This is a genomic window from Variovorax xiamenensis, assembly GCF_050916385.1.
Lineage (GTDB): Bacteria > Pseudomonadota > Gammaproteobacteria > Burkholderiales > Burkholderiaceae_C > Variovorax.
The window spans coordinates 5,917,637-5,935,336 of sequence record NZ_CP139038.1 but is presented as its reverse complement, the minus strand read 5'-3'; the positions used below and the strand labels follow the sequence as shown (position 1 = coordinate 5,935,336).

Annotated in this window: 18 protein-coding genes and 1 pseudogene; 9 read left to right on the top strand and 10 right to left on the bottom strand. The window is 69.8% G+C overall.

Annotation, left to right across the window (positions count from 1 at the left end; translation table 11 throughout):
• Positions 1 to 9: 9 nt before the first annotated feature.
• The 9 genes from SFB74_RS27110 to SFB74_RS27070 form a co-directional block, all read right to left on the bottom strand.
• Complete coding sequence (locus SFB74_RS27110) at positions 10 to 1,209, bottom strand: iron-containing alcohol dehydrogenase family protein (RefSeq protein ID WP_432727502.1); 1,200 nt, start codon at positions 1,207 to 1,209, stop codon at positions 10 to 12.
• A 1-nt stretch (position 1,210) separates the two neighbouring features.
• Positions 1,211 to 2,743, bottom strand: a complete 1,533-nt coding sequence (locus SFB74_RS27105) for an AMP-binding protein (RefSeq protein WP_432727501.1) — start codon at positions 2,741 to 2,743, stop codon at positions 1,211 to 1,213.
• Positions 2,740 to 3,747, bottom strand: a complete 1,008-nt coding sequence (locus tag SFB74_RS27100; RefSeq protein ID WP_432727500.1) for an NAD(P)H-dependent flavin oxidoreductase — start codon at positions 3,745 to 3,747, stop codon at positions 2,740 to 2,742. Before SFB74_RS27100 ends, SFB74_RS27105 begins: the two co-directional genes overlap by 4 nt.
• 5 nt (positions 3,748 to 3,752) lie before the next feature.
• Positions 3,753 to 4,565, bottom strand: coding sequence for an SDR family NAD(P)-dependent oxidoreductase (locus SFB74_RS27095; protein ID WP_432727499.1), 813 nt, complete (start codon positions 4,563 to 4,565; stop codon positions 3,753 to 3,755).
• A 52-nt stretch (positions 4,566 to 4,617) separates the two neighbouring features.
• Positions 4,618 to 5,409, bottom strand: a complete 792-nt coding sequence (locus SFB74_RS27090; protein ID WP_432727498.1) for an enoyl-CoA hydratase/isomerase family protein — start codon at positions 5,407 to 5,409, stop codon at positions 4,618 to 4,620.
• A 23-nt stretch (positions 5,410 to 5,432) separates the two neighbouring features.
• Positions 5,433 to 6,587 carry a thiolase family protein gene (locus tag SFB74_RS27085; RefSeq protein ID WP_432727497.1) on the bottom strand — a complete coding sequence of 385 codons (1,155 nt, stop codon included), beginning with the start codon at positions 6,585 to 6,587 and terminating at the stop codon, positions 5,433 to 5,435.
• Positions 6,584 to 6,961 carry a Zn-ribbon domain-containing OB-fold protein gene (locus tag SFB74_RS27080; protein ID WP_432727496.1) on the bottom strand — a complete coding sequence of 126 codons (378 nt, stop codon included), beginning with the start codon at positions 6,959 to 6,961 and terminating at the stop codon, positions 6,584 to 6,586. Before SFB74_RS27080 ends, SFB74_RS27085 begins: the two co-directional genes overlap by 4 nt.
• On the bottom strand, positions 6,958 to 7,932 hold the full coding sequence (locus tag SFB74_RS27075; RefSeq protein WP_432727495.1) for a Bug family tripartite tricarboxylate transporter substrate binding protein: 975 nt from the start codon (positions 7,930 to 7,932) through the stop codon (positions 6,958 to 6,960). Before SFB74_RS27075 ends, SFB74_RS27080 begins: the two co-directional genes overlap by 4 nt.
• 124 nt (positions 7,933 to 8,056) lie before the next feature.
• Positions 8,057 to 8,758: a TetR/AcrR family transcriptional regulator gene (locus SFB74_RS27070; protein WP_432727494.1), complete on the bottom strand. Its 702-nt coding sequence runs from the start codon at positions 8,756 to 8,758 to the stop codon at positions 8,057 to 8,059.
• A 332-nt stretch (positions 8,759 to 9,090) separates the two neighbouring features.
• Here SFB74_RS27070 and SFB74_RS27065 point away from each other — a divergent pair, with 332 nt between their 5' ends.
• The 4 genes from SFB74_RS27065 (at position 9,091) to SFB74_RS27050 (ending at position 11,308) form a co-directional block, all read left to right on the top strand.
• Positions 9,091 to 9,873 carry a hypothetical protein gene (locus SFB74_RS27065; RefSeq protein WP_432727493.1) on the top strand — a complete coding sequence of 261 codons (783 nt, stop codon included), beginning with the start codon at positions 9,091 to 9,093 and terminating at the stop codon, positions 9,871 to 9,873.
• A 5-nt stretch (positions 9,874 to 9,878) separates the two neighbouring features.
• Complete coding sequence (locus tag SFB74_RS27060) at positions 9,879 to 10,397, top strand: GTP-binding protein (protein ID WP_432727492.1); 519 nt, start codon at positions 9,879 to 9,881, stop codon at positions 10,395 to 10,397.
• Positions 10,398 to 10,474: 77 nt separating this feature from the next.
• Positions 10,475 to 10,858: a roadblock/LC7 domain-containing protein gene (locus tag SFB74_RS27055; RefSeq protein ID WP_432727490.1), complete on the top strand. Its 384-nt coding sequence runs from the start codon at positions 10,475 to 10,477 to the stop codon at positions 10,856 to 10,858.
• 90 nt (positions 10,859 to 10,948) lie between these two features.
• Complete coding sequence (locus SFB74_RS27050) at positions 10,949 to 11,308, top strand: hypothetical protein (protein ID WP_019656468.1); 360 nt, start codon at positions 10,949 to 10,951, stop codon at positions 11,306 to 11,308.
• Positions 11,309 to 11,365: 57 nt separating this feature from the next.
• On the opposite strand, the gene SFB74_RS27045 is transcribed toward SFB74_RS27050, so the two are convergent.
• Entirely contained in the window at positions 11,366 to 12,376 is a 1,011-nt protein-coding gene (locus SFB74_RS27045; protein ID WP_432727489.1) for an AraC family transcriptional regulator, read from the bottom strand.
• Positions 12,377 to 12,600: 224 nt separating this feature from the next.
• Between SFB74_RS27045 and SFB74_RS27040 the strand changes: the two genes are divergently transcribed.
• From SFB74_RS27040 to SFB74_RS27020, 5 genes and pseudogenes are all read left to right on the top strand, one after another.
• Positions 12,601 to 13,392, top strand: coding sequence for an SDR family oxidoreductase (locus SFB74_RS27040; RefSeq protein WP_432727488.1), 792 nt, complete (start codon positions 12,601 to 12,603; stop codon positions 13,390 to 13,392).
• Positions 13,393 to 13,425: 33 nt separating this feature from the next.
• Positions 13,426 to 14,664, top strand: a complete 1,239-nt coding sequence (locus SFB74_RS27035) for a styrene monooxygenase/indole monooxygenase family protein (RefSeq protein ID WP_432727487.1) — start codon at positions 13,426 to 13,428, stop codon at positions 14,662 to 14,664.
• Positions 14,665 to 14,678: 14 nt separating this feature from the next.
• Positions 14,679 to 15,917: pseudogene (locus SFB74_RS27030) on the top strand (styrene monooxygenase/indole monooxygenase family protein); the annotation flags it as partial.
• Positions 15,912 to 16,412: a flavin reductase family protein gene (locus SFB74_RS27025; RefSeq protein WP_432732004.1), complete on the top strand. Its 501-nt coding sequence runs from the start codon at positions 15,912 to 15,914 to the stop codon at positions 16,410 to 16,412. The pseudogene SFB74_RS27030 and the gene SFB74_RS27025, both read left to right, overlap by 6 nt.
• Positions 16,413 to 16,458: 46 nt before the next feature.
• On the top strand, positions 16,459 to 17,700 hold the full coding sequence (locus SFB74_RS27020; protein WP_432727485.1) for a dienelactone hydrolase family protein: 1,242 nt from the start codon (positions 16,459 to 16,461) through the stop codon (positions 17,698 to 17,700).

The following is a 17,700-nucleotide window of genomic DNA, read 5'->3' as shown; positions in this document are numbered from 1 at the left end:
GGCGCCGCCTCAGGCCGGCTGCATGGCGAGATAGAGGGCTGCGATCTCGTCGCGCGTGGGCTGCCGCGCGTTGAGCCGCAGCGATGCGTTGTCCACGGCGGCATCGATGGCCGGACCGAGCGCGTCGGCGCGCAGCCCCAGTTCGGCCAGCGTGCACGGCAGGCCGACGTGCCGGCGCAGGCCGTCGATCGCGTCCACCAGGGCATGGGCCAGGGCTTCGTCGTCGTCGCCGGCCCTGCCGAGGCCGCAGGCGCGCGCCGCCTGTGCGTAGCCTGCGATGGCCGCGGGCAGCGTGAAGCGCATCAGCGGCACGCAGGTCACGGCCAGCACATGCGCATGCGGCACGTCGACCAGCGCCTCCAGCGGCGTGCACAGGCCGTGGATGCCGTCCACGCCGCGCAGGCTCATCGCCACGCCGGCAAGGTAGCTGGCCAGCAGCATGTCGCTGCGTGCCTTCAGCGAGGCGGGCTCGGCGAGCACCGCGGGCAGTGCCCGCATCGCGAGCGCGAGCGCCTGCAGCGCCAGCGCCTCGCCGACCGGGTTGGTGGCGCGGTTGGTGGCCGCGCCCAGCGCGTGCATCACGGTGTCGAAGCCGGTGGCGGCGGTCACGGAAGGCGGCACGCTGAGCGTGAGCCGCGGGTCGAGCGCCAGCCACTGGGGGCGGCTGCGCCGGCTGCGCAGCACGTGCTTGCGGCCTTCGCCGTCCTTCACCAGCGCCGCGGTGGTGCTTTCGCTGCCCGTGCCCGCGGTGGTCGGCAAGGCGGCAAAGGGCGGTGCGTCGCGCGCCAGGACGCGGTCGCCTTCGCGCAGCACCTGTTCGATCGGCACGTCGGCGCACAGGCCTGCGACCAGCACCTTGCCCACGTCGATGACGCTGCCGCCACCGACGGCGACGAGGCCGTCGCAGTGCCCTGCCTCCCAGGCGGCACGGGCCTGCGCAACGTTGTCCAGCGTCGGGTTGGCGGCCACGCCGTCGAACACGACGGGGTCGCACCCCGCGGCGCGCAGTGCGTCGACCAGCGGTGCCACGATGCCGGCGCGGGCCAGGCCGGCGTCGGTGAGCACCAGCGGCCGTTCGACGTGGCGGGCGAGGGCCCAGCCGGGCAACTGCTGCGCGCAGCCGTCGCCGAAGACCGCGTGGCCGGGCCAGGCGAAGTCGAAGCGATCGGGCTCGGTGCCGAAGAAGGCGGGGAGTGCGGCTGCCGGCATGTCAGATGCGGCGCCCAACGCGTTCCCAGTGCGGCGCGCGCAGCTGGTTCTTGAACACCTTGCCCATGCCCTCGCGCGGCAGTGCGTCGTGAAACTCGACGTGGCGCGGCACCTTGTAGCCCGCCAGGCGCTGGCGCACCCAGTCGCGCACCTGCGCCTCGGTGATGCCGCTGCCCGCCGCGCGCACCACCGCGACGGCCACGGCCTCGCCGTATTCAGCGTCCGGAATGCCGAACACGGCGCAGTCGGCGACCTCGGGGTTGGTGACCAGCGCGTGCTCGATCTCGGCCGGATAGATGTTCACGCCGCCCGAGATCACCATGTCGCGCTTGCGGTCGGTGACGTAGAGATAGCCCTCGGCATCGAGATAGCCGATGTCGCCGTTGGTGACGTGGCCGTCGCGCTCGATCGCGCGGCGTGCTTCCTCGTTGTTGCGGTAGGTGAAGGGCAGGGCGTTGTCGGCGGGGTCGACGTAGATCTCGCCCACCTCGCCGGCCGGCAGCACGCGGCCTTCGGCGTCGAGGATGCGCACCGACATGCCGGGAAAGGGCCGCCCCGCCGTGCCCGGGTGGTCGAGCCACTCCTTCGCGCTCACGCAGGTGACCAGGCCGGTTTCGGTGGAGCCGTAGGTCTCGTTGACGATGGGGCCCCACCACTCGATCATCGCGCGCCGTACCTCGGGCGCGCAGGGCGAGCCGCCGTGCGTGACGTTCTCCAGCGAGGAGACGTCGTACCGCGCACGCACCTCGGCGGGCAGCTTCAGCAGCCGCACGAGCATCACCGGCACCAGCGACAGGTGCGTGATGCGATGTTCATCGATGACCTTGAGCAACTGCTCGGCATCGAAGCGCGGCAGCACGACGATGCGCTCGGCCATGTCGAGCGCCACGCGCGCGGCGGCATTGGGGCCGGCGTGATAGAGCGGCCCCACCACGGCGGTGCGCATGCCTTCGCGGGCCTGGCTGGCGAGTGCGCGAACGCGCTTGGAGCCCGCATGCTGCTGCGGCGTGCCGAGCAGGCGCATCACGGCCTTGGGGCGGCCGGTGGTGCCCGATGTGTAGAGCATGCTGCCCACCGAAGGCACCGGCTCGGCGATGCTTGGCACGAACCCGCTGCGCCAGTCGGACCAGTCGCGCGCGCCCTCGGGCACCGGGGTTGCCTCGAGGCCGTAGGCGTCGAGCACGTCCTGCGGGGTGGGCACGATCAGCACCGGAAGCCCTTCCGGCACGGCGCCGGCCAGGCGGGGCCACAGGTCCGCGTGGATCACCAGCGCGCGGGCGCCGCTGTCACGGAACACGTAGGCCGCCTCTTCGGCCTGGAAGTGCCAGTTCACGGCCACCAGATGCACGCCGATGCGGCCCAGCGCCAGCATGAGCTCGAGGTAGGGAAGGTCGTTGCGCAGCATCACGGCGACGGCGTCGCCGGGCTTCAGTCCGACCGACTGGAAGCCGGTGGCTGCGCGGTCGGCCCGGGCCTGCAGGACGGAGCCTTCCAGGCTGCGGCTGCCGCAGTGGAGCGAGAGGTTCGGGTTCATAAAAGCGAAGTCGGTGTTGTGTTGGGAGATGCCAGCGCGCGCAGGTGCGCCACGCCGGTGGCGGCTTCGTCCATCAGCCGCTGCAGCACGGCCTGCACGGGCTCGATACGGTCGGCGAATCCGATGGCCGGGCCCATGGAGAGCAGGCCGGTGTTCCAGTCGCCGGCCGCATAGGCGCCGTCGCGGCCCAGGCGGCCGGTCGAAAGCGCGCCGAAGTCGGGGTAGCGGCACGCGCCTTCGGCTTCCAGCTCGCGCGTGCGGCGCACCGTGTCGTTGTCGAGCACGCGCCACGGATGGCCCGTGCTGCGCAGGGCGAGCGTCGAGGCCTCGGCCGGCTGCGCCGCGAGGTGGCGCTTGTAGTTCTCGTGGGCCCAGGTTTCCTCGCACACGAGAAAGCGCGTGCCCATGACCACCGCGTCCGCGCCGAGCGCCAGCGCCGCGGCGATCTGCCGGCCGCTGCCGATGCCGCCGCCCAGCGCGAGCGGAACGCGCAGCTGCTCCAGCGCGAGCGCGGCCAGCACGAAGGTGGGCAGTTCGTTGGTGCCCGGATGTCCGCCCGCCTCGCAGCCGACCAGCGCGACCGCATCGGCGCCCGCGTCCTGAGCCTTCAGCGCATGCGGGATGAATGCGCACTTGTGGATCACGCGCGCGCCGCCGGCATGGATGCGCTCGAAGAGCTCGCGCGGCGATGGCCCGACGGTCTCGAAGGCGTTGGCGCCTTCCTCCAGCCCGATGTCGATCCATGCAGGCACGAGGCGGTTCTCTTCGGGCCGCCGCGACTGCGTGATGTTCACGCCGAAGGGGTTGCCGCCGCTGGCTTCGCGGCATTCGCGCAGCGCGGCACGGAAGCTGTCCAGGCCGTCGAAGGAGCGCGGCGTGACGAAGCCCAGTGCGCCGGCGCGCGCCAGCGCGGCCACGTAGCGCGCGTCGGACAGCCACATCATGCCGCCGCCCAGCACGGGCAGCCGCATGCCGAAGAGTTCCGTGAGGCGTGTGCGGAACATCGGCGTCACTGCATCACGAAGCCGCCGCTGACACCAATGCTCTGCCCGGTGATGTAGGCGGCGCGGTCGGAAGCCAGCAGGCAGACCATGCCCGAGACATCCTCGGGGCGGGCCAGGCGGCGCAGGCCGCGCGAGATCGGGTAGGCGTTGAGCATCTTGCCCAGGCGCTCGTTGTTCTCGGGCGTGGCCTCGGGGCTCAGCGCGCCTTCGCGAATGCCCTCGTGCGATACCGCGCCGAGCGCGATCACGTTGACGTTGATGCAGTCGCCGCCGTGCTCGCGCGCGATCGCCTTGGCGAAGCCCAGCATCGCGGCCTTGGCGCCCGAGTACACGGCCAGCCGCGCCTCGCCCGTGCGCCCCGCCTCGGACATGATGTTGACGATCTTGCCGTGGCGGCGCTCCTTCATGCCGGGCAGCACGGCCTTGCAGCAGTACATCATCGCGAACACGTTCAGGTCGACGATGCGTTGCCAGCCCTCGATGTCGGTTTCGAGGAAGAGCGGCGCGGCGCCGCCCTTCTCGCGCCGCTCGACCAGCACGCCGGCGTTGTTCACGAGGATGTCGACGGGGCCCAGCGCCTCCTGCGCGGCGGCGACCGCGGCGTCCACCTCGGCCTGCTTCGTGATGTCGGCGACCGCCGCGAAGGCGCGCCCGCCCGCGGCCTCGATCTCGCGCGCCACCGAGACTGCGCGCTCCTCGAAGAGGTCGTTGACGGCCACGGCCACGCCTTCGGCGGCGAGGTCCAGGCAGATGCGGCGGCCCACGCCCTGGCCACCGCCGGTGACGAAGGCCACGCGGCCCTTGAGATTCAGATCCATGCTGTTGTTTTCCTTGGAATGTCTGTTTGTCCGGAATGAAAGAAGGGGGCGTTCACTGGCCCCGGAAGACGGGCGCGCGCTTTTCCACGAAGGCGCGCATGCCTTCGCGCCGGTCTTCGCTGGAAACCACCAGCGCGGCCGCGTAGCGCTCGTACTCCAGGCCGGCGTCGATGCCCACCTGCAGGCCGGTGTCCACCGCGTGCTTGATGTGCCGCACCGCCAGCGGCGCGTTCGCCGCGATGCGCGCCGCCATCGCCATGACCGTGGGCATCAGCGCCTCGGGCTCGACGACGTGGTTGACCATCCCGATGGCCAGCGCGCGCTCGGCGTCGATGTGGTCGCCGGTGAGCATCAGCTCCTTGGCGATGCCGGGGCCGACCAGCCGCGGCAGGCGCTGGGTGCCGCCCGCCGCGGGCAGCGCGCCGATGCGGGCCTCGGGCAGCGCCAGCTTCGCGCCGCGCACCGCGATGCGCACGTCGCAGCACAGCGCGATCTCAAGGCCACCGCCCATCGCCACGCCGTTGATGGCGGCGATGACCGGCTTCTCGAATTGCTCGATGGCTCGGAAGAGCTCGTGCGTGGCCTTCTGCTGCAGGTGGTAGTGCGCCTGCGGCATCGTGCTGCCGGCGCGTTCCTTGATGTCGGCGCCTGCGCAGAAGGCGCGCTCGCCCGCGCCGGTGATGACGACGCAGCGCACCGCGTCGTCGTGGCGCGCGCGTTCGAGCAGCGCGTCGCGCAGCTCGGCCTTCATGGCACCGCCGATGGCGTTCATGCGCTCGGGGCGGTTCAGCCGGATCACGGCCACCGCGTCGGCGACCTCGTAGAGCAGGGTTTCGTAGTTCATGGGAGTGCCTCCGCCTGCTTTCGTCAGGCGCGTGCGAGTACGTGAGCCACGGCCACCGAGCCGAGGCCGATCATGTGGGCCAGCGCGAGCCTCGCGTTCGGCTGCTGGCGGCCTTCGGCTTCGCCGCGCAGCTGCCGCGTGATCTCGGCCACCTGGCCGATGCCGGTGGGGCCGAGCGGATGGCCCATGCCGATCAGTCCGCCCGAGGGGTTGATCGCGCAGCGCCCGCCGATGTCGGCGTCGCCGCGCGCCACGTAGGCCGCGCCTTCGCCGGTCTCGCAGACGCCGACGGCCTCGGTGTAGAGCAGTTCCTCGATGGTGAAGGCGTCGTGCAGCTCGACGATGTCCAGGTCCTTCGCGCCGATGCCGGCCTGCGCGAGCGCAGCGGCGGACGATGCGCGCACCAGGTCGACGAGCGCCGGCGCGTCGCCCTGCGGCAGCATCTCGCTGGTCGCGGCGGAAGAGAGCACCCGAACCGCTCGCTCGCGCGGCAGGCCCAGGCGCTTCAGCGCGTCTTCGGAGACCACGATCACCGCCGCAGCGCCTTCGCCGCGCGGGCAGCACTGCATGGCCGTGAGGTCGCCCGCGATGGGGGCCGAGGCCAGCACCTGCTCCATGGTGCGCGGCTTGCGGAACTGCGCGTACGGATTGCGCGCGGCGTTGCCGTGGTTCTTGACGGCGACGCGAGCCATGTCTTCCAGCGTCAGCCCGTACTCGCGCATGCAGCGGCGAGCCAGCAGCGCGAACTTCACGAGAGGCACGTTGGAGGTGGGGCTCAGCGGCGCGAGGCCGTCCTTGAGCACTGCGCGGCGGCCGTCGCCGAACTTGTCGACACCCATGGCCAGCACCACGTCGTGCTCGCCGCTGGCCACCTGCAGGCAGGCGACGCGGAAGGCCGTGGAGCCGGAGGCCGAGGCGTTCTCCACCTGCAGCACTTCGAGGCCGGTGGAGCCGAGGTGGCGCAGCATCACGCGGCCGGCGGCCATGCCGAGGGCGGCGGTGCCGACCACCGCAGAGCGCACCTGCGGCCACTGCAGCCTGGCGTCGGCCAGGGCTTCGCGCACCGCGTGCAGGCCGAGCTGGACGTAGGGCGTCTCCGAGGGAAAGCCATAGGGGTGCAGGCCGATGCCCACCACATACACCGCGCGCTCGCGCAGAAGGGATGCGCCGTTCGTCATGCGGCCACCTCCGCCTCGAGCGGGCGGAACACCCAGTTGCCCGGACTGTCCGGGGCATCTCCGGCGCCGGCCTGCCATGCTGGTGCGAGCGCCATGCCGAGCACGAGCGCGCTCTCGTCGGCCACGTCGATGCGGGCCTCTTCCACCAGGCCGGGGGCGAGCGCCACCTCGCCGATCACCGCGGGCACCTTCAGCCCGGGCGCCAGCGCCGAATGCACGGTGACGAAGTTCAGCAGGCGCACGGGCGTGGCGCAGGCTTCGGCGCGCAGCTGTGCCGGCGCGGCGCCGCAGTGCCGGCAGCCCGGCACCTGCGCCGGGAAGCTGGTGCCGCCGCAGACGGTGCAGCGCGCGAGTTCGAGAGTGGGAGCGTTCATTCGACTTTCATTCCTGTTTGTTGCACCAGCTGGCGCGCTTCCTTGCGTTCCTGCTCCATCGCGCGGCCGAAGGCCTCGGGCGTGCTGCCGAGCGAGTAGGTGCCGAGCTCGTCGAGGCGGGTCCTGATGGCGGGCTGCTTCAGCGCGTCTCCGAAGGCCTCGTACAGGCGCTTGACCACGGGCTGCGGCGTGCCGGCGGGCGCGACGACGCCCAGCCAGGTGGTCACCTTGAAGTCGGGCACGCCGGCCTCGGCCACGGTGGGCACGTCGGGGAGGTCGGCCACGCGGCGGTCGCCTGTCACCGCCAGCGGGCGCAGGCGGCCGTCTCGGATGAAGGGCATCGTGGTGGAGCGGCTGTCGGGCATGAAGTCGAGCTGCCCGCCGAGCAGGTCGGTGATGGCCGGTCCGCTGCCCTTGTAGGGCACGTGGACCAGCGGTGCGCCGGTGCGCATCTGCAGTGTTGCGCCGGCCAGGTGCATCGAGCTGCCGTTGCCGGCCGAGCCGTACGAGAGACCGCCGGGCTTGGCCTTGGCGCGGCTCACGAGGTCGCTCACCGATTTCAGCGGCGACTTGGCAGGCACCACGATCACCATCGGGCTTTCGGTGAGCTGGGAGACCGGCGCGAAGGCCTTGGCCGGATCGACCGGCACCTGCTTGTAGAGGAAGGGGTTGAACACCAGCGGCCCGGGGTTGCCCAGCAGCAGCGTGTAGCCGTCGGGCTCGGCGCGCGCCACCACCTCGTTGGCGATGTTGCCGTTGGCGCCGGGGCGGTTGTCGATCACGATGGGCTGGCCCAGGCGCTTCTGCAGTTCGGGCTGCAGCAGGCGCGCCACGATGTCGGAGGCGCCGCCGGGCGCGAAGCCCACCACGAGATGGATCGGCTTGGTCGGAAAGTCGTTGGCCTGGGCGCAGAAAGCCGCGAGGCTCAATGGCAGGGTGCACAGGAGCGGGCGAAGCCACGGGGTACGCATGTCGGTGTTGTCTCCAAGAAAAAGCGGGTAGCCGGAAGCGAAGGGACGAGCTCGCCCCGTCCGCCGGGCACGGGCCGGGCGTAGCGGATCGGGGAGCGGGAAAGAAAGAGGGCGCGGGCCGGGCTCAGCCCGTCGCGGGTTTCAGCCAGCGCGCGCGCAGGCCGTCCTTGAAGGCCTGGATCGCCGATGCGATGTCGCTGGTCTGCGGATTGAGCATGGCCTGGGTGCGCAGGCCGCGCGCCGTCGCGATGAGCAGCTGCGCCTCGCGCTCGGGGTCGATGTCGTCGCGGATCTGGCCGGCCTGCTGCGCGTTCGCGACCTGCCGCGCGAGGGCGCGGTGCCAGCGCGCGCTGATGGCCGCGAAGGTGGCGCGGATGTGAGGCGCCGGGCCGAGCGATTCGTGCATGAGCATGAAGAAGGCGCGCGAGCTGTCGCGCGGCGCGTCCATGCTCTCGAGATAGCAGTCGATTTCGCAGAAGAGGGCGTCGAGCCCCGACAGGCCCTGCATGCGCTCGAGCAGGCGAGCGCGGTGGTCGGAGGCGATCTTCTTGATCAGCTCGTCGAGCAGGCGGTCCTTGTTGCCGAAGCGATGCTGAACGAGGCCGCGGCTGTAGCCGGCTTCCACGCCGATGGCCTCCAGCGTGGTCTGCGTGTAGCCGTTCTTCGCGATGAGATGGGTGGCCGCGTCGAGCATGCGGCGATCGGACTCCGCGACGCGCTCGGCCTGTGTACGCCGCGACTTCGGCGGGACGTGGGTGGCGCTGTCGTTGGCGGACTGAAGCGTGGCCTCGTCGGGCGGCGGCGCCATGGGACTTGTCTGTGTCATGGCGTCGATCTTATTTACTTGCAATCGCGACTGCAAGTAAGTTTGACGGGAGGGTTTTCCCGATGCCTGGAGGCTGCGAGGCTGGACTTTTTCCAACCGATTCCCGTAGGCGACAGTCGGGTTTTGTAATCTAGTGTTTTTATTTGCAACGGGTGTTATATTTTTTCCAAGAAACAATTTCATAACACTTAGGCATTCAGCTCAAGGCAGGCCGCAAGGCTTCCTGTGAATGTTTCACTGTGGGGAGCTCCGGAATTGCAGTTCAAGCCGCAAGAAAGCCCCAATTTGGTGCGAGCCACTTCGGCCACCGCATGGCCGCCCCGGAGCCGCCCATGAACACGCCAGCCGCCGCTCCGCGCGCCCGCCGGCCGCTGTTGAGCTTCAGCGTCGAGGGCCTGCCGGCCCGCGACGAACTGCTCTTCAAGTCCCTCGTACGGCTGCTCGATCACCGCACCCACCAGCACTGGGCCTGGCAGGTCGAGGACGCCGACCTTCGCGTGGTGGGCGACCGGCTTCCCGCGCCACCTCCGGAAGAGCCGGCCGACCGCCCGGTGCCGCTGCTGACGATCGGCGAGACGCCCCCGTCGCGCGGGCCGTTCCTGCGGCTGCCGCTGCATGCCGATGCGCTCGAAGCCATGCTCAACCGCCTTGGCGCGATGGTGGTCCACGCCCGCGAGCTCGGGCTGGCCGCTTCCCGGCGCCGCACCGAGCAGGGCACGCGCGGCGAGGAGGAATACCGCCTGCTGCGCTGGCCGTCGGCCACGCTGCTCGACACCACCATGCGCATGAAGCTCGCCACGCTGCTCGCGAGCCGTCCGGCTTCGCTGCAGGCGCTGCAGCAGCGCTCGAATGCCAGCGCGCAGGAGTGCACGGACTTCATCGCGGCGCTCGAGCGCGCAGGTTTCGTCGCCAGCAGCGGCAACGGCAACGGCGCCACCGGCTTCGCCAACAGCCGCGCACCCGAGTCGATCTGGCCCGATTCGCACATCCATTCGGGCAGCGAGGCGCCCCACATGGCTCCCGCTGTCCCGGCGCCGCGCGCCACCGTGGAGCCGGGCCTGCTCGCGCGCATCCGCAGCCGCCTGGGGCTGCTGTCGTCCGGACCGAGGGCCTGAAGAGCGTGGAGCACAAGATCCTTTTCACCGGCACCATGGGTGCGGGCAAGACCACCGCCATCGCCGCGGTGAGCGAGATTCCACCGGTGCGCACCGAGGTGCGCAACAGCGACGCCTCGGTCGCCAAGGCCACCACCACCGTCGGCCTGGACTACGGCGAGCTCACGCTCGACAACGGCGAGAAGCTGCGGCTTTACGGCACGCCGGGACAGATGCGCTTCGACTTCATGTGGCGCATCCTCGCGCGCGGCGCGCTCGGCCTCGTGATCCTGGTCGACAACAGCCGCCCCGATCCGCTGGCCGATCTCGAGGTGTACCTCGACGGCTTCGCCGAGCTCATCGAGAAGACGGCCTGCGTGGTCGCCGTGGGCCGCACCGAGGCCCATCCCGAGCCCAGCCTCGAGGCCTACGCCCAGCGCATGCAGGACAAGGGCGTACTGTGTCCCGTGCTGCCGGCCAACGTGACCGATCCGCAGCAGGTGGTGCAGCTGCTCGAGCTGCTGCTGATCCAGCTCGAGGCCTGACGGGCACGAAGCCGCACCGCCTTCCTCCTTCTTCTTTTTCTCCTTCTTCTTCCACCGCAACGCCGGACCCCATCCACATGAACATCTCACCCCGCATCAAGGACGCCGCCGAGACCGTCGTGGACACGCTCATGCGCGAGATCAAGGGCGTGAAGGCCGTGGTGATCGCGACCGAGGACGGCATGGAGCTGGCCGCGCGCGCCGAGAACACCGCGCAGGTCGCGCGCATGTCAGCCATCGCGAGCTCGCTGGCCGCGCTCGGCGCGGTGGCCGGCGAGGAGAGCGGCCTCGGCCAGTGCGAGAACGTCGCGATAGAGACCGCGCTCGGCCACATCCTGATGCTGCAGGCCCGCCACGACGAGGCCGACCTGATCGTGAGCGTGGTGACGGGCAAGGAAGCCGTCATCGGGCAGGCCCTGTACTTCTCCAAGCAGGCCACCCTCGCGCTGCAGCGAGCCTGAACACCCAGCCTTTTCACAAGCGGCCTCCGCTCATCATTCGCCCGGGCGGCGGCCGATCATCAGGGCGATGGACTACTACGAAAGACTCCGATGGCAAACATCAAGCAATCCATGGACGAACTCATGACGATCGACGGTGCGCTGTGCGCTGCGCTGGTCGATTCGGGCAGCGGCATGATCCTTGGGCAGATCGGTTCGGGCGTCGACCTGGAAGTGGCCGCCGCCGGCAATACCGAAGTGGTGCGCGCCAAGCACAAGACGATGCGGGCGCTGGGCCTGAACGACGTGATCGAGGACATCCTGATCACCCTCGGGCGCCAGTACCACATCATCCGTCCGCTGCAGAAGCACGAAGGCCTGTTCATCTACCTCGTGCTCGACAAGTCGAAGTCGAACCTCGCGCTCGCGCGCCGCAAGACGCAGGACGTGGAGCAGACACTGGCGGTCTGATTACCGCCACGCGAGCGGGCCCTGGCGAAGCCGCCGGGGTCCGCGAACTCAGATCGATCAGAAGGCGCGCAGGGCCCGCGTCTCCGAGGGCCTCTCTCCGAAGCGCGTCCGGTACTGCGCCGCAAAGTGCCCCAGGTGCAGGAAGCCGTACTTCTGCGCCACCTCGCGCACGCCGGCGCCGGTGACGCCTGCAGATTTCTGCTGCAGCTCGGCACGCACCCTGTCCAGCCTGGTCTCGCGCAGGAACTCCATCGGCCCCTGGCCCGCGTGCTGGCGAAACGCCAGCTGCAAGGCGCGCGCGCTGCAGCCGACTTCGCGGCAGACGTCGGCCAGCGACAGGGGCTGGTCCGCATGCGCCGCCATGTATTCCTGCGCCTTGCGGACCACGCGAGGCAGCAGCCGCCGCTGGCTGTCGCCGGCAAGGGCCTTCGAGTGGTTGTGCCCCGCCGACATCAGCAGGCTCGAGATCAGATAAGCCTCGGCGTGCTCGGCCAGCGGGCCGCCGCTTTCCAGCCCGTGGCCGGCGTCGAGCGTGAGCCGCAGGTAGTCGATGAAGTGCACCAGCGGCGCGAGCGTGGGGTTGTCCAGCGGCACGCCGAGGTCGAACACCAGCGGCTTCCCGACGGGCGCCTGCAGCAGCGATTCGAGCCGCGAATGCAGCGCCGAGCGGGCCAGCCGCACGATGAGATGAGGGCTCCCGTCGGCCCAGCGCATCGACAGCGGCTCGGTGGGCGAGGGCAGCGAGGCCATGCGCGGCGTGGCGTCCACCTGCTGCGCGCCGCAGCGGATCTCGGCGCCGCCGCGCAACGGAATCTGCAACAGGAAGAAATCCTGCAGGTAGCCCGGGTCGATCTGCACGCCGGGGCCGTACTGCACGTAGTTGAGGCTCACGTCCCGGTGCAGCCGGGCGCTGTGGTGGCAGGCGTCCAGCGTGGTGCGCGGCTTCAGCATGACGAGGCCGTGCGGGCAGAAGATGCGGGCCACGCTTTCACGAGCCTCGTCCACGTCGTGGCTCTCGAAAAGCCGGTAGCGCTGCAGCGGCAACGGTGGGGTCGTGAGGGTTTCCATCGGACGAGGGCAGGGCGAGGGCGGGGCGTGGGCACCGTAGCAAAAACCATCCCTGCCCACAATTCGGGCCTCCCCTTGGGGCCTCCCGGCAGGCCCCGCAAGAAAACTGCGCGCCAGGGACATGGCCTGCGTTTGCGGGACTCGCCCGGGTCACCCTTGCCCATAACGTTCGCTCCACAGGCACCAGCCGGGCCTGCCCGATCAAACCGAGGAGAGCAAGCGTCATGTTCAAGGGACTCGAAGGCAAGAGCGCCATCGTCACCGGTGGCTCCACACTGATAGGCGCGGGCGTGGTGCGCGCCCTGCATGCGGCGGGCGTGAAGGTCGTCATCGCCGACATCGACGCCGGCAACGGCCAGCCGCTGGCCGATTCGCTGGGCGCCGGCGCGCGCTTCGTGCGCACCGACATCACCGACGACGCACAGGTGAAGGCCTGCGTGACGGAGGCGGCCGAGCGGCACGGCGGCGTGCACTTCCTCGTCAACCTGGCGTGCTCCTATGTGGACGACGGCTTCAAGTCTCCGCGCGCCGACTGGCTCACCTCTTTCAACGTGAACGTGGCGAGCGCCGTGGCAATGCTGCAGGCCGTGCACCCGCACATGGTGGCGGCGGGTGGCGGCGCGGTGGTCAATTTCACGAGCATCTCGTCGAGCGTGGCGCAGACGGGCCGCTGGCTCTATCCGGTGAGCAAGGCCGCGATGGCGCAGCTCACGCGCAACATGGCGATGGACCTCGCGCCTGATCGCATCCGCGTGAACAGCGTGTCGCCGGGCTGGACGTGGTCGGCCGTGATGAACCAGCTCACCAACGGCGACCGCGCCAAGACCGACCGCGTGGCCGCGCCCTTCCACCTGCTGGGCCGCGTCGGCGACCCCGACGAGGTGGCGCAGGTGGTGCTGTTCCTGTGCTCCGACCACGCGAGCTTCGTGACCGGCGCCGACTACGCGGTGGACGGCGGCTACTCCGCCATGGGCCCCGAGCAGGCCGTTCCCGCCATTCCCAAGCTGATGGACTGACCCGCTCCACCCGGAGCATCGAAGGAGCATGAAATGAAGCGAATCGCCATCGTCGGCGCGGGCCAGTCGGGCCTGCAACTGGGTCTCGGACTGCTCGCCGCGGGCTACGAGGTCACGATGTTCAGCAACCGCACGGGTGAGGACATCCGCCAGGGCAAGGTCATGTCCAGCCAGTGCATGTTCCACACCTCGCTGCAGATCGAGCGCGACCTGGGCCTGGACCATTGGGCGAGCGTATGCCCCACGGTGGACGGCATCGGCCTGGCCGTGCCGCATCCCGAGCAGAAGGGCGCCAAGGCCATCGACTGGGTCGCGCGGCTGAATTCGAGCGCGCAGTCGGTCGACCAGCGCGTGAAGATTCCGGCCTGGATGGACGAGTTCCGAAAGAAGGGCGGCGAGCTCGTCTTCAAGGACGCGGGCATCGACGAGCTCGAGACCTGCACGCAGACCCACGACCTCACGCTGGTGGCCAGCGGCAAGGGCGAGATCTCCAGGCTCTTCGAGCGCGACGCTCACAAGTCCACCTACGACAAGCCGCAGCGCGCGCTGGCGCTGACCTACGTGAAGGGCATGAAGCCGCGCGAGCCCCACTCGGCGGTGTGCTTCAACCTCATTCCCGGCGTGGGCGAGTACTTCGTCTTCCCGGCGCTGACCACAACGGGCCCCTGCGAGATCATGGTGTTCGAAGGCGTGCCCGGCGGCCCGATGGACTGCTGGGCCGACGTGAAGACGCCGCAGGAGCATCTGGCGCGCAGCAAGTGGATCCTCGACACCTTCACGCCGTGGGAGGCCGAGCGCTGCCACGACATCGAGCTGACCGACGACAACGGCATCCTCGCGGGCCGCTTCGCGCCGACGGTGCGCAAGCCGGTGGCGACGCTGCCTTCGGGACGCAAGGTGCTGGGCCTCGCCGACGTGGTGGTGCTCAACGACCCCATCACCGGCCAGGGCTCCAACAACGCGGCCAAGTGCGCCGACACATACCTCAAGAGCATCCTCGCGCGCGGCGACGGCCCGGCCGACGCCGCCTGGATGCAGCAGACCTTCGACCGCTACTGGTTCGGTTACGCGCAATGGGTCACGCAGTGGACCAACATGCTGCTCGCACCGCCTCCACCTCATGTGCTGAACCTGCTCGGCGGCGCCGGCGCGATGCCGCCGCTGGCCAGCGCATTCGCCAACGGCTTCGACGATCCGCGCACCTTCTTCCCGTGGTTCGCGGACGCTGCCGAAGCGCAGCGCTTCATCGACACCTGCGCCGCAGTCGCGTAGCCCGGAGCGAGAGCATGAAGCGACGCGTGGCCATCGTCGGCGCCGGCCAGTCCGGCATGCAGCTCGCGCTCGGCCTGCAGCGCGCGGGGCTCGAGGTGACGGTCTTCTCCAACCGCGACGCGCGGGAGATCGGCGAAGGGCCGGTGATGTCCAGCCAGTGCATGTTCGAGACCGCGCTGCAGACCGAGCGCGAACTGGGGCTGGACTGGTGGGCGGATGAATGTCCGCCTGTGGAAGGCATCGGCATCGCGGTCCGCAACCCCGAGGGCGGCAAGGCCATCGAGTGGAGCGCGAAGCTCGACGGGCCCGCGCAGTCGGTCGACCAGCGCGTCAAGATCCCGGCCTGGATGGACGAGTTCGAGAAGCGCGGCGGCCGGCTCGTGCTGCGGGACATGGACATCGACGACCTGGAAACCTGCGCGCAGATGAACGACCTCGTGGTCGTCGCAAGCGGCAAGGGCGAGATCTCCAGGCTCTTCGAGCGCGACGACGAGCGCTCGCCCTATGGGCAGCCGCAGCGCGCATTGGCGCTGACCTACGTGAAGGGCATGAAGCCGCGCGAGCCGCATTCGGCCGTGTGCTTCAACCTCATTCCCGGCGTGGGCGAGTACTTCGTGTTCCCGGCGCTGACGACGACGGGACCGTGCGAGATCATGGTGTTCGAAGGCGTGCCCGGCGGCCCGATGGATTGCTGGGCCGACGTGAAGACGCCGCAGGAGCACCTCGCGCGCAGCAAGCAGATCCTCGAGACCTTCCTGCCCTGGGAGGCCGAGCGCTGCACAGACATCGAGCTGACCGACGACAACGGCATTCTCTCGGGCCGCTTCACGCCCACGGTGCGCAAGCCGGTGGCGAGGCTGCCTTCCGGGCGCAAGGTGCTGGGCCTTGCCGACGCGGTGGTGCTCAACGACCCGATCACCGGTCAGGGCTCGAACAACGCGGCCAAGTGCGCCGACATCTACCTGAAGCGCATCCTCGAACACGGCGACGCGCCCTTCGACGCCGCCTGGATGCAGCAGACCTTCGACCGCTACTGGGAAGGCTACGCCCGCTGGGCGACAAGCTGGACCAACAGCCTGCTCGCGCCGCCGAAGTCGCATCTGCAGAAGCTGCTGCAGAGCGCCTCCAGCATGCCCGCGGTCGCGAGCATCGTCGTCAACGGCTTCGACGATCCGCGCGTCTTCGCGCCCTGGTGGTTCGATGCCGTCGAGGCCGACCGCTTCCTGGAAGACCGCGCCCGCGAGGCCGTGGTGGACCGCTTCGACCGGCGCGACTTCCGCAAGGCGCTCGGGCAGTTCAGCACCGGCGTGACCGTCATCACCACGCGGGCGATGGACGGCCGGCGCGTGGGCATGACGGCCAACTCCTTCTCGTCGGTCTCGCTGGACCCGCCGCTGGTGCTGTGGAGCCTTGCGCGGCAGGCGCCGAGCCTGGCCGACTTCACCGGCGCCAGCCACTTCGCGATCAACGTGCTCTCGGCGCACCAGCATCACCTGTCGCGGCAGTTCTCCACACCGCAGGCGGACAAGTTCGGCGGCGTGGACTGCTGCGAGGGCACGGCCGGCGTGCCGCTGCTCAACGGCGTCATCGCCCGCTTCGTGTGCCGCAACGTCAGGCAGTACGATGGCGGCGACCACCTCATCTTCATCGGCGAGGTCGAGCGCTACGACCGCTTCGACGGCGAGCCGCTGGTCTTTCATTCGGGCTACTACCAGGTGACCACGCGACATCCGGAATGCATGCAATGAGCGCGCGGCCCGCACCACCATCTACCCCATGAACGGAGCAACACACATGCAGCAGAAAGCAACCCCCGCAGCAGCACCGCAGCGCATCCGCATCGAGGCCACCGACGGAAGCGGCAGCTTCAGCGGCTACCTCGCACTGCCTGCCTCGGGCAGCGGCCCTGGGCTGGTCATCGCGCAGGAAATCTTCGGCGTGAATGCCACCATGCGCGAGGTGGCCGACTACTACGCCGAGGAAGGCTACGTGGTGCTCGTGCCCGACCTGTTCTGGCGCCAGCAGCCCGACGTGGAGCTGGGCTACTCGCCGGAAGACTGGCAGCGCGCCTTCGGCTTCTACCAGGGCTTCGACGAGGCCAAGGGCATGGAGGACATGCAGGCCTCCATCACCGCGCTGCGCAGCCGGCCCGAGGTGAAGGACGCCAAGGTCGGCGTGCTCGGCTTCTGCCTCGGCGGCAAGCTGGCCTACCTCGCGGCCTGCCGCACCGACGCGGACGTGGCCGTGGGCTACTACGGCGTGGGCATCGACGCCGCGCTCGACGAGGCCGACAACATCAAGCGCCCGCTCACGCTGCACATCGCCGAGCTCGACAAGTTCTGCCCGCCCGAGGCGCGCGAGCGCATCGTCGCGGCGCTCAAGGGACGCCCCGGCGTCTCGCTGCACGTGTACCCGGGCATGGACCACGCCTTCGCGCGCCTCGGCGGCGAGCACTTCCACAAGCCATCCGCGCTGATGGCGCACGAGCGCAGCATCGCCACGCTGAAGGAAGCCATCGGCCCGCACTACGACCTCTCGGCGCTGTGGGACAAGCACTGCGAGTACGAGTTCGGCACGCGCAACGTCGACGACACCATGAGCACCATGGTGGCCGAGCCCTACGTCAACCACATCCCGACCATGACCGGCGGCGTGGGCTACAAGAACCTGCACGCGTTCTATACGAACCACTTCGTCAACAGCAATCCGCCCGACACCTCGCTGGTGCCCATCTCGCGCACCATCGGCGCCACGCAGGTGGTCGACGAGATGCTGTTCTGCTTCACCCACACCACCGAGATCCCGTGGATGCTGCCGGGCGTGGCGCCGACCGGAAAGCGCGTGGAGATCCCGCTGCTCGCGGTCATCAAGTTCCGCGGCGACAAGCTCTATCACGAGCACATCTACTGGGATCAGGCCAGCGTGCTGGTGCAGGTGGGGCTGCTCGACGCGAAGCTGCTGCCGGTGGCGGGCGTGGAGACGGGGCGCAAGCTGCTCGACGAGACGCTGCCGTCGAACACGCTGATGAAGCCCTGA